Source organism: Mucilaginibacter sp. SG538B (assembly GCF_013376065.1).
GTDB classification, from domain to species: domain Bacteria; phylum Bacteroidota; class Bacteroidia; order Sphingobacteriales; family Sphingobacteriaceae; genus Mucilaginibacter; species Mucilaginibacter rubeus.
This window is the reverse complement of record NZ_JABMJI010000002.1, coordinates 1418131-1430497: the sequence shown is the minus strand read 5'-3', so window position 1 is coordinate 1430497 and position 12367 is coordinate 1418131. Positions and strand designations below refer to the sequence as shown.

Here is a 12367-nt window from a genome sequence, read left to right as displayed (position 1 = left end):
TAATTTTTTAGAAAAATTTAAACAAAAAACGATAGTTTTTGATAATCCGTCGATTCATTTAATCTATTCGTCGGTTTTTTTTTGATTTTAGCAATCCATGTATTAGATTTGTAGCTATTTCAATACAAGGTTACCACCTTGATTTGTGATAAGGTTTAGGTTTAAAGCCTCCAAGCAGCGAGTGCAAGGAGGCTTTTATTTTTTAGTCTTATCCATAACGCATCAACTAAAGTTTTAGTATATGAAAAAGTCTAAGTTGAAAGTATTTAGTAAGAAGTAATATTGTTGACTTTTAACTTCGAAATCAGTGATTTATGATTTAAAATACTGTGGTGACTCCGGCTGAGCAATGTTGCAATACCTATCCGGGTTTGAACTTACGACTAACAACTCAGGACTTAAGACTTACTTATTTTCCTTCACCACATCAATGAGCCAGGTCACCAGACCAATAAAGCCGGCAATAAATAACCCTGCTCCTGCACCGCGTGCGTAGTCGTCCCATTTTTCGCCAGGGCCGCTGGGAATGGCCATCCCTGCCGAAAACAGGATAATACCTATTAACAAAAGATAAACAGAGCGTTTTGCTTTATTTTTCATCGGCGTAAATTAAAAAAATCATTTTTAAATTCTGTATTTTTGCAACCTCTTAAAAACGAGGTGAAATAATAGATGTACAAGGAATATAAGCAGTTAAACTTATCGCAAACCGGCAAAGAGATACTGGACTTCTGGAAACAGAAAAATATTTTCGAGAAAAGCATTACCAGCCGTCCGGCAGGTAACCCTTATACTTTTTATGAAGGGCCGCCGAGCGCTAACGGTATGCCCGGTATTCACCACGTAATGGCGCGCTCAATTAAAGATATTTTTTGTCGCTACAAAACCCTTAAAGGTTACCAGGTAAAACGCAAAGGCGGTTGGGATACTCATGGACTGCCTATCGAGCTTGCCGTTGAAAAAGCCCTGGGCATCACCAAAGATGATATCGGCAAAAAAATTAGCGTTAAAGATTATAACGACGCCTGCCGCAAGGAAGTTATGCGTTATACCGATGTTTGGAACGACCTGACCGAAAAAATGGGCTACTGGGTTGACCTGAACGATCCGTACATCACTTACAAAAACGAATACATTGAAAGCCTTTGGTGGATCCTTAAACAGCTGCACAACAAAGATCTGCTGTATAAAGGTTACACCGTACAGCCATACTCTCCAAAATCAGGTACCGGCCTAAGCTCACATGAGCTTAACCAGCCTGGCACTTACAAAATGGTGAAGGATACCACCATCACCGCGCAGTTTAAAGTTAAACGCGACGGCGATTCGGAGTTTTTGTTCAACGGAATAGATACGGAAGTATTTATCCTTGCCTGGACAACTACCCCATGGACTTTACCATCAAACTGCGCCCTCGCAGTTGGCGAAGCCATTACCTACGTTAAGATCAGCACCTTTAACCCTTACACCTACCTACCGGTTTGCGTAGTGCTGGCTAAAGACCTCGTTAAGAAATATTTTAAAGCCGAAGGTGAGAATGCTTCATTTGCTGATTACAAAGGCGGTGATAAGATCATCCCATGGAAAATTGAGGCAGAAGTAAAAGGCAGTCAACTGGTGGGCATCCACTACGAGCAGTTGATGCCTTATGTAACCAACGAGGATCTGGAGAAAAACGCGTTCCGCGTTATTCCTGCTGACTTTGTTACCACGGAAGACGGTACCGGTATAGTACACACCGCATCTGTTTTTGGTGCGGATGACTTCAGGGCATGTAAGGAAAACAATGTACCATCGGTAATGGTGAAAGACGAAACCGGCAAAGATGTTCCGTTGGTGAACAAACAAGGCCGTTTTGTTGATGAAGTTACCGATTACGCCGGCCGTTACGTTAAGGAAGAATATTATACCGACGCCGAGCGTGCCGAAGAAGGTTTTAAACCGACCGACGTACTCATCTCTATCAAATTAAAAACAGAGAACCGCGCGTTCGACGTTAAAAAATACGAGCACAGCTACCCGCACTCATGGCGCAGCGATGAGCCGATATTATACTATCCGCTCGATAGCTGGTTTATCCGTACCACCGCGGTTAAGGATAAAATGGTGGAGCTTAACAAAACTATCAACTGGAAACCGGAATCAACCGGTACAGGCCGTTTTGGTAACTGGCTGGAAAACCTGGTTGACTGGAACCTATCGCGTTCACGCTACTGGGGCACCCCGCTGCCCATCTGGCGCGAAGAAAACGGTGCTGAGGAGATCTGCATTGGTTCAATTGCCGAATTAAATGAAGAGATTGCAAAATCGATCAAAGCAGGTTTCATGCCTGAGGGTTTTAAGTTGGAAGACATGCACCGTCCTTATGTTGATGATGTTGTTTTAGTATCGTCAACCGGCAGTAAAATGCTGCGCGAGCCCGACCTGATTGACGTTTGGTTTGATTCTGGCGCTATGCCTTATGCGCAATGGCATTTCCCGTTTGAAGGCCAGGACGAATTTAAGAATGCGTACCCGGCAGATTTCATTGCCGAGGGCGTTGACCAAACCCGCGGCTGGTTCTTCACCCTGCATGCCATAGCTGTAATGTTGAGCGAAGCAAGTGATGAAGTAAAAGCAATTAATGAGCTGGTTGGTAATAAAGGTATCGCGTTCAAAAATGTAGTATCAAACGGTTTGGTACTTGATAAAAACGGCAATAAAATGTCTAAACGCTTAGGCAACGCTGTTGATCCGTTCGAAACCATCGAAAAATATGGAGCTGATGCCGCCCGCTGGTACATGATCAGCAATGCATCGCCATGGGATAACCTTAAATTTAACGAAGAGGGTATAGATGAAGTTAGGCGTAAGTTTTTTGGTACACTGTATAACACCTATTCATTCTTCACCCTGTACGCTAACATTGATAAGTTCACTTACAGCGAAGCCGAAATTGAAATCAGCAAACGCCCTGAAATTGACCGCTGGATCATATCACTGTTAAACACCCTGAGCAAAGAGGTTGACGGTTACTATGCCGATTTTGAGCCAACCAAGGCGGCCCGTGCTATCCAGGAATTTGTTGATGTGCATTTCAGCAACTGGTTTATCCGTTTAAGCCGCCGCCGCTTCTGGAAATCTGATAATACAGAAGATAAACTTTCCGCTTACCAAACATTATATACCTGTCTCATCGCTATCAGCAAACTAATGTCCCCAATTGCACCATTCTTTGCCGATAGATTATATTGCGATCTGAATGCTGTTACGGGTAAAGAGGAGTTTGAATCGGTACACCTGGCTTACTTTCCTGAGTATGACAGCGCTTTGGTTGATGCCGAGCTTGAAGAGCGCATGCAGCTGGCACAGGATGTTTCGTCATTAACCTTGTCACTTCGTAAAAAGGTGAATATCAATGTGCGCCAGCCATTGAGCAAAATTTTATTGCCAATACTGGATAAAAGCTTTAAATTACACGTTGAGCAGGTAAAAGACCTCATTTTGTCTGAAACTAACATCAAGGATATCGAGTATATTACCGATACCGCAGGTTTCATCAAAAAGAAAATAAAGCCAAACTTTAAGGCCTTAGGCCAAAAAGTAGGTAAGGATATGAAAGTTGTAGCCGAAGCCATCACAAATTTCAGCCAGGAAGATATTGCCGCTTTAGAAACTAACGGTAACATCCCGGTTCTTGATGGCAAATACGAAGTATTAGCTACCGACGTTGAGATCATAGCCGAAGATGTACCCGGATGGCAGGTAGCAAATTTGGGAAAACTAACCGTGGCTTTAGATGTTACCATAACCAATGAATTAAAACAGGAGGGTATCTCGCGCGAGTTTATCAACCGTGTGCAGAATATACGTAAGACCAAAGGATTTGAAGTAACTGACAGGATAAACGTGCAGGTAAGCAGCACCCCGGCGATCAGAGAGGCCGTGGAAAACAATCTATCCTACATTTGCGCCGAAATTTTGGCCGACAGCATTACGTTTGTGGATAACCTTACCGGGGGAGAACCTGTTACAATTGACGAACAAGAAATATTGATTGCTATTAGTAAAGTATAATGAAACAAGAACAAGAAAAAACCAGATATTCTGAAGCTGACCTGCAGGAATTTAAAGGGATTATCCTGGATAAAATGCGCATAGCCCGCGAGGAATTAAACTCATTGGCTACCTCATTGAGTTCGCCTAATGCCAACGGCACTGATGATACCGCCGGTACTTACAAAACATTAGAAGATGGTTCGGCCACGCTTGAAAAAGAGCAGATAAACCAATTGGCCGCCCGTCAGAAAAAATTTATTGAGCAGCTTGAAGCTGCCCTTGTACGTATTGAAAATAAAACTTACGGTGTTTGCCGCGAAACAGGCAAGCTGATCCCGAAAGAGCGTTTACGTGCTGTTCCGCACACAACCCTCTCTATGGAAGCTAAATTAAAGCAATAAATGAAGGCTGCTTATACCAAACCTTTTTTAACTGCTGCCTTCATCATCCTTGCCGACCAGATCATCAAGACCTGGGTACGTGCACACATGCAGCTCCAGGACGAAATTCGCTTCCTGGGAAGCAGGGGAATGCTGCATTACACCGAAAATAACGGTATGGCATTTGGTATGGAATGGGGCGGTGATGCGGGCAAACTGGCTTTAACGCTGTTTCGCATAGTTGCGGTTTGCGGTATAATTTACACCCTTATTTATTTAATTAAACACAAATACCATCGCGGGCTCATCATGAACGTAGCGCTCATTTTAGCCGGCGCCATGGGCAATATTATCGATTCAACCTTTTATGGTATAATGTATAAATATGCTCCTTTATTTCATGGCCGTGTGGTTGATATGTTTTACTTTCCGCTATTGCGTGGCACCTATCCGTCATGGTTCCCGGTTTGGGCAGGCGAGTCGTTCGAGTTTTTCAGGCCGGTTTTTAACCTGGCCGATGCCTCTATCTGTGTAGGCGTAATTATGATTCTCCTGTACCAGAAGCGCTATTTTAAACACGAAAAACCAGAAGTAGCCAGCCCCAACAGCGAAATGGTTGAAGAATAAAATTATTAAATACTTAATATATTAAAGCCGCGATGAGCGGCTTTTTTGCTTTAACCCAATAATCAGAAGTCATGCTGGACTTGTTTCAGCACCCCACTCGCTAAGCACCAGCATGCTTAACGTCGACTAATTATATGGAGTCCCGAAACAAGTTCGGGATGACGGTAGCTGTTCGTTCCTCAAAAATCCACATAAACCAGCCTGCAAACCTGCTTACTACTCCTGTTGGCATCGGTAACAATCAATGCCCCCTTCTTAAACAGGGCTATGCCTTCCCAGTTATTTTTTACACCATCAAATGAGCGCACATATCTCCACTGCTTACTTTTACGGGTATCAAGCGTCACAATTGATGCGTAGGGGTTATTGTGCAGGTAATCAGGATCGGCGCTCAACCTACTACCAAGCTCCGGTATTAGTTTACCTATAGCTGCTTCTGGCTTTTTAACCCAATCATTATTTAAATAGGCATCATAATCACCATTCCAAAAATAGTTGACACCATAGATCTTCCCATCATTGGCTGCTGCTATGTCCGTGATCCTGAAATACAGGAATGGTGTTGTAATTTGCTGAGGCGCCTTACTAAACGAAGTATCTATCAAATAGCCGCAGCCGCCTTTAGGCATGGCATTAAACTCATAATAAGCCAGCAATTTGTTTTCTTTAGGAAGATAAGTAACACTTTCAAACCCGGCATTGCTGATGGATGGATATCTTCGCAGGGAAATAAAATGCTCCGCATCAACTATCACTTCTCCTTTAACGGTATCTAATTTGCCCTTCAGCACAAAACAGTACGGGTATTTATCGTCCGTTTCGATAGAAAGGAATACCGTATGATTAGCGATGCTGATAGCTTCAAAGCCTTCATAGTTTGCTTTTACAGAATCAGGGAGCAAGTTCAATTTTTTTACGCTGATGGTTTTAAAGGCTAATAATGCTGTGTCCTGTCCATCTATAACCCTGTTGATGCTATCTGCAAGGATGCTATACAGGTTAAATGTGCCATCCAATTTTGTTTCTTTATGATCGCCGTATTGCGGTTCGAGGTAAAGGCGACCGCCATAAATGGTCATACCCGAAAATTCTTCGTTTACACCGTTGATGGCTTTTGGCAGAGGGATATTTTTATACATATTTTGCGCCCTCGCAGCCATTGCCGAAAGAACGGTTATCACCAGTATAAATAACAATCTTCTCTTTTTCATATCGCCCGGATAATGTTGATTAAAAATAGATAATAAAGTCCGGAAAACTTTAACCTACGCCAATCAATAAAACCCACTTTAACACGTTATATATCACCACAAGCAACTAAATAGTGTATATTGGGACTTAACACGGCCGGATTTAACAATTATTATCAAACATTGTGAGTGTTAAACAGATATATCCGCCGCGATATATAACGATTTAACACTTTTTAACATTTAAGCATGGATTTTAGTTGGCGAAAAATTGAGCGGGTGTTTAAGTTTGCCTACCGAAACAAAAAAAATTAATGGAAGAACAAAATAGTTACACAGGAAATGTTTCATCAGCAGCTCCGGCAGCTCCAACATCGTATTCAACCGATATCAGGGCACTGAATGAAATGATACAAAGGGAAAGCGCGTTTATCGACCTACTGCTTATGGAGATGGATAAAGTGATCGTTGGTCAGCGTTATATGGTTGAGCGTTTGCTGATCGGTTTACTGGCTAATGGGCACATTCTATTGGAAGGTGTACCGGGACTGGCGAAAACACTTGCCATCAATACCCTGTCAAGGGCCATCCAGGCCGATTTCAGCAGAATCCAGTTTACACCTGATCTACTCCCTGCCGACGTATTGGGTACCATGATTTACAACCAAAAGAAAGAAGAGTTCATTGTGCGCAAAGGCCCAATCTTCTCCAACTTTGTTTTGGCCGATGAGATCAACCGTGCACCCGCCAAAGTGCAAAGTGCGTTGCTTGAAGCCATGCAGGAGCGCCAGGTAACTATTGGCGATACCACCTATAAACTGCCCGACCCGTTCCTGGTATTGGCAACCCAAAACCCTATTGAGCAGGAAGGTACCTATCCCCTGCCCGAGGCACAGGTTGACCGTTTTATGCTAAAAGTAGTGATCAAATATCCTAACAAGGAGGATGAGAAAAAGATCATGCGCGCCAATATCTCGCCTTCGGGCATGAATAAGCCAAACGCCATCATCAAGCCAGATGAAATCATCAAGGCTCGCAAAATTGTGCGCGAGGTTTATATGGACGAAAAAATAGAGCAATACATCATCGATATTGTTTTCGCTACCCGTTTCCCCGATCAGTTTAAGCTTGCCAAATACAAAACACTGATCACCTTTGGCGCATCGCCAAGGGCAAGTATCAGTTTGGCGCTGGCAGCAAAAGCATATGCCTTTATTAAACGTCGCGGTTATGTGATCCCCGAGGATGTACGCGCAGTTTGTCATGATGTGTTAAGGCACCGTGTTGGCTTAAGCTACGAAGCAGAGGCCGAAAACATCACCAGTGAGGATATCATTACCGGCATCCTGAACGTGGTTGAGGTACCGTAACCCCACCCAAACCCTCCCCGGAAGGGAGGGCTTTAGAAGCAAGGTATTATTAATTAACTAAAACATTCAAAAGTCTCCCCTACCGGGGGAGATTTAGAGGGGGCCTATGGAAACCAAGGATCTGCTAAAAAAGGTAAGGAAGATAGAGATCAAGACCCGTGGCTTAAGTAACCACTTATTTTCGGGCGAGTATCACTCGGCTTTTAAGGGGCGTGGTATGGCCTTTAGCGAGGTGCGCGAATACCAGATCGGCGACGAGATCCGTACTATCGACTGGAACGTAACCGCCCGCTTCAATGCGCCGTACGTAAAAGTATTTGAAGAGGAGCGCGAGCTTACCGTGATGTTATTGATGGATGTGAGCGGTTCGGAAAACTTCGGCACACAAAACCAGCAAAAGCAGGACCTGGCAACCGAGCTTTGCGCGGTACTGGCATTTTCGGCCATACAGAACAATGATAAGGTGGGCGTGATATTTTTCAGCGATAAGATCGAGAAGTTTATCCCGCCCAAAAAAGGCCGCAGCCATATCCTGATGATCATCCGTGAGCTGATAGCTTTTCAGCCCGAAAATAAAGGTACCAATGTAGCCGAGGCTTTAAAATACTTCACAAGCGTTATCAAAAAGAAATGTACTGCTTTCGTGATATCTGATTTTATTACGCCCGAATTTGAAAGTGAGCTCAAGATCGCCAATAAAAAACACGATATCATCGCTTTAAAACTGTACGATAAACACGAGGAAGAGTTCCCTAACCTGGGCCTCATTCCGGTTAAGGACGAAGAAAGCGGCCATATCATGTGGGTAAATACCGGTGATAAGGCCGTTCGCGATGCCTTTAAATGGGATGCTGTGAAACGCAACGCCGCCCTGCAGGACGCTTTTCGTCGCTCGGGGGTTGATTATACTACCATTGGCACACATGAATCATACGTTAAACCATTAATGACATTATTTAAAAAGCGGGAAGGCCGGCGGTAAAATATATGAACAGGTACATTAAATACACCCTGGCTATGTTGGTATTGCTTGCAGGCTTTTATCAAACAGGCAGGGCGCAAAACTTTGGGGCTAAAGCTACACTGGATAAAAAATCTATCCTGATAGGCGAGCAAACACAGCTCAACTTAAGCATCCGTTTTCACGCTAAAGACAGCATCGGCTTTCCTAAACTGGCCGACAGTATAGGCAAAATCCAGGTGGTAAAATTTAAAGCTGATACTGCTTTTGACCCGGGCGATAAATCCATCAAAACTGTAACCCGGCATTATACTATTACTGTTTTTGACAGCGGTACTTATGTTATACCGTCATACGTGTTCAAATCGCCGGTAGGTGATTTACCAACGGATACATTAAACCTTGATGTTAAAACAGTTGCGGTTGATACAACTAAAGCATTTTATGATATTAAACAGCCGCTTATCATTAAATATACTTTTTGGGATTGGCTGCGTGATAACTGGAAGCTGATTGCAGGTATACTGGCAGGTTTGATTGTTGGCGGAGGTTCGATATTTTATCTGCTCAAAAAGCCTAAAAAAGAAGTTGTTGTTGAAGAGGTTAAACCCGACATTCCGCTGCATATCCAGGCACTTCAAAAGCTTGAGGAGATCAAAAGCAAGCAGCTCTGGCAGCACGATCAGGTTAAGCAATATTATATTGAACTGAGCGACGTGGTGCGCGAGTACCTCGAAAAAAGGTACACGATACAGGCCCTCGAGCAAACATCCGAAGAAATTTTTGCCAGCTTAAGGCATATGGACATCGCCAGCGAAGACAGGAACCTGCTAAGGCAATTGCTTGTGCTATCGGACATGGTGAAATTTGCCAAAGAGAAACCTGCGGCCCATGAAAATGAAAAGAGCATGGAAAACGCTGTCACCTTTATTAAGGACACACAGCCCCATGCTCGGCCAACCGATGTAAATGTGAAGGGAGATGAGGCAAAATGATTTGGCTTAAAGGAATAGAATTCGCTCATCCAAGCTTTTTCTGGCTGTTCATCAGCATTCCGCTTATGGTGGGCTGGTACATCTGGAAACAAAAGCAGCTGCAGGGTAACCTGGCTATGCCAACTATCAGGGGCTTTGCCATGATCACCAAAAGCATGCTGCCCCGTTTCAGGCATTTGAGCATCATATTACGTTCGCTGGCTATGGCGGCGCTTATTGTTGCGCTGGCAAGGCCGCAATCGTCGTTAAGCTGGCAGGATACTACGACCGAAGGTATTGATATCGTTATTGCATCAGATATCTCGGGCAGTATGCTTGCCGAAGATTTTAAGCCCAACAGGCTTGAGGCCGGCAAAAACATCGCCATCGATTTTATCCAGAACCGCCCTAATGACAGGATCGGCCTGGTAGTTTTCAGTGGTGAAAGCTTTACGCAATGTCCGCTCACCATCGATCACTCGGTATTGGTAAATCTTTATGCCGACATCAAAAACGGGATGATTGAAGATGGAACCGCCATTGGCATGGGTTTGGCAACAGCCGTAAACCGTTTAAAGGATAGCGAAGCCAAAAGTAAAGTAGTGATCCTGCTTACGGATGGTTCAAACAATTCGGGCTCTATCCCCCCGGTTACCGCTGCCGAAATTGCCAAACAGTTTGGTGTAAGGGTTTATACAGTTGGTATAGGTACCAACGGCTATGCCCCCTATCCTGTTCAAACGCCAATGGGTGTACAATACCAGCGCATGAAGGTTGATATTGACGAAGGTACGCTGAACAAAATTGCCACCATTACCGGCGGCAAATACTTCAGGGCTACCAACAACAGCGCATTGAAGGATATTTACGAGCAGATTGACAAACTGGAAAAAGCCAAGATTGATGTTACCCAGTACCGCAAAAAAACAGAGCGCTTTTTACCGTTCGCAATTATCGCACTGGCGCTTTTATCGTTGGAATTTTTAACAAGACACACCCTGCTTAAGGGAGCTATAACATAACAGCATGCTACGTTTTGCAAATACAGAATTTTTATGGGGATTGCTTGCTATTCCGCTGCTGCTCTTTATTTTTTTGAGGGTAAACTGGTGGAAACGTAAAGCAATTGCCTCGCTGGGTAATAAGGAGGTGGTGATGCAGCTGATGCCACAGGTATCCTTTTCACGCCCCTGGATCAAGTTCATCTTTTTTATTTTAGCCTATGCGCTTGTTGTTATCGGCATAGCTGACCCTCAGCTTGGTTCAAAAACCGAAGAGGTAAAACGCAAAGGCGCTGATCTGATGATCCTGCTCGACGTTTCAAACAGTATGCTGGCGCAGGATTTGGCCCCTAACCGGCTGGAAAATGCCAAACGTGCGCTATCTCAACTGATTGATAAACTGCACGACGACCGTATCGGCATCGTTGTATTTGCGGGCCAGGCCTATGTACAGCTCCCGGTAACTACCGATTACGCAGCGGCCAAACTGTTCCTCAATACCATTAACACCGAAATGGTGCCAACACAGGGTACTGCCATTGGTGCGGCAATTAACCTGGGGATGCAGTCGTTTGATTTTAAGAACGGCACCGGTAAATCCATGATCATTATTACCGATGGTGAAAATCATGAGGATGATGCCGTATCGGCAGCCAAAGCCGCTTTAGCCAGAAATGTTACTGTGAATGTGGTTGGAGTAGGTTCTGAAGAAGGTGCTCCGGTTCCAATTTACCAGGGCGGCAAGCAAGTTGGGTTTCACAATGACAGCACCGGACACCCAGTAGTTAGCAAGCTGGATGAAACCATGGGTAAGGAGATTGCCGCAGCAGGAAGCGGTGTTTACGTACGGGCCAACAATGCCAACAGCGGCCTTAACATTGTGATGGACCAGATTGCCAAGGTGCAACGCAAAATGACGGATACTAAACAGTTTAAGGATTTTGAAGACAGGTTCCAGTTTTTCCTGGGCATTGCCTTTGTGCTGTTACTGGTTGAGTTCTTCATCTCCATTCGCAAAAACATGCGCTTGAGCAAGATCAAATTATTTGAAGTAAAAAACACATGAAGCAATATATCATAGCCATTTTATTAGTGCTGCAGGCTTCATTTCTTTTTGCCCAGCAGGAAAGAAAATACCTGAGGCAGGGTGACCAACTCTATCAGCAAAAAAAGTATAAAGAAGCCGAAGCCGCGTACCGTCAGGCCATGAGCAAAAAGGCCAAAACCCTAGAGGGTAATTTTAACCTTGGCGACGCAATGTTTAAGCAAAAAAAATATGATGATGCCGCCGCACAGTTCAATAAACTGGCAACTGCATCTATTGATAAAAATGTAAAAGCAGGCGCCTATCACAACATTGGCAACTCCTTTTTAACACAAAAAAAATACAAGGAAAGTATCGACGCCTATAAAAAAGCGCTGGTTAATAACCCTAAAGATGAGGAAACCCGGTATAACCTTGCCTATGCCCAAAAAATGCTGAAAAACCAGCAGAATAAAAATAAAGGCGGCGGGGGCAACAATAATAATAAAGACAAAAACAAGGATAAGAATAAAGATAACAAAAACAATAAGGACAAGGATAAAGACAAAAAAGACCAGGATAAAAATAAGCAGGACCAGGACAAGAAAGATCAGGATAAGCAAAACCAGGATCAGAAAGATCAGCAGGGACAGCAGCCAAACCAATTGTCAAAAGATGATGCCCAGCGGATGCTTGATGCCCTTAACAATGATGAAAAGCAAACCCAGGATAAGCTGAAGAATAAAAAATTAAAAGGCGCTAAGGTGCCTATTTCAAAAGATTGGTAAATCTTTGTTGTTTT

Annotated in this window: 11 protein-coding genes; 9 read left to right on the top strand and 2 right to left on the bottom strand. The window is 43.9% G+C overall.

The genetic code is table 11. The features are described from left to right. Window positions 1–405 precede the first annotated feature (405 nt). Entirely contained in the window at window positions 406–600 is a 195-nt protein-coding gene (locus FHW88_RS15740) for a hypothetical protein (protein ID WP_090533806.1), read from the bottom strand. Between the two features lie 72 nt (window positions 601–672). Between FHW88_RS15740 and ileS the strand changes: the two genes are divergently transcribed. From ileS to FHW88_RS15725, 3 genes are read left to right on the top strand one after another with little or no spacing between them, the layout of a single operon-like run. Continuing rightward, the gene (gene ileS / locus FHW88_RS15735; RefSeq protein WP_176626656.1) at window positions 673–4056 is read left to right on the top strand and encodes an isoleucine--tRNA ligase; all 3384 of its coding nucleotides are present in this window, start codon (window positions 673–675) and stop codon (window positions 4054–4056) included. Then, window positions 4056–4439, top strand: coding sequence for a TraR/DksA family transcriptional regulator (locus FHW88_RS15730; protein WP_090533802.1), 384 nt, complete (start codon window positions 4056–4058; stop codon window positions 4437–4439). Before ileS ends, FHW88_RS15730 begins: the two co-directional genes overlap by 1 nt. Continuing rightward, window positions 4440–5045: a lipoprotein signal peptidase gene (locus FHW88_RS15725; RefSeq protein ID WP_176626654.1), complete on the top strand. Its 606-nt coding sequence runs from the start codon at window positions 4440–4442 to the stop codon at window positions 5043–5045. 179 nt (window positions 5046–5224) lie between these two features. On the opposite strand, the gene FHW88_RS15720 is transcribed toward FHW88_RS15725, so the two are convergent. After that, the gene (locus FHW88_RS15720) at window positions 5225–6256 is read right to left on the bottom strand and encodes a hypothetical protein (protein WP_176626651.1); all 1032 of its coding nucleotides are present in this window, start codon (window positions 6254–6256) and stop codon (window positions 5225–5227) included. Between the two features lie 389 nt (window positions 6257–6645). On the opposite strand from FHW88_RS15720, the gene FHW88_RS15715 reads away from it, so the two are divergent. From FHW88_RS15715 to FHW88_RS15690, 6 genes are all read left to right on the top strand, one after another. Next, a complete protein-coding gene (locus FHW88_RS15715) occupies window positions 6646–7605 on the top strand; it encodes an AAA family ATPase (protein ID WP_371328328.1) in 960 nt (319 codons plus the stop codon). Between the two features lie 106 nt (window positions 7606–7711). Further along, window positions 7712–8587 carry a DUF58 domain-containing protein gene (locus FHW88_RS15710; RefSeq protein ID WP_176626649.1) on the top strand — a complete coding sequence of 292 codons (876 nt, stop codon included), beginning with the start codon at window positions 7712–7714 and terminating at the stop codon, window positions 8585–8587. Window positions 8588–8592: 5 nt separating this feature from the next. After that, complete coding sequence (locus FHW88_RS15705) at window positions 8593–9561, top strand: hypothetical protein (protein WP_176626648.1); 969 nt, start codon at window positions 8593–8595, stop codon at window positions 9559–9561. Beyond that, window positions 9558–10562, top strand: coding sequence for a vWA domain-containing protein (locus FHW88_RS15700; protein WP_218117205.1), 1005 nt, complete (start codon window positions 9558–9560; stop codon window positions 10560–10562). Before FHW88_RS15705 ends, FHW88_RS15700 begins: the two co-directional genes overlap by 4 nt. 4 nt (window positions 10563–10566) lie before the next feature. Beyond that, a complete protein-coding gene (locus FHW88_RS15695; RefSeq protein WP_176626646.1) occupies window positions 10567–11607 on the top strand; it encodes a vWA domain-containing protein in 1041 nt (346 codons plus the stop codon). Then, on the top strand, window positions 11604–12353 hold the full coding sequence (locus FHW88_RS15690; protein WP_176626644.1) for a tetratricopeptide repeat protein: 750 nt from the start codon (window positions 11604–11606) through the stop codon (window positions 12351–12353). Before FHW88_RS15695 ends, FHW88_RS15690 begins: the two co-directional genes overlap by 4 nt. Window positions 12354–12367: the final 14 nt, after the last annotated feature.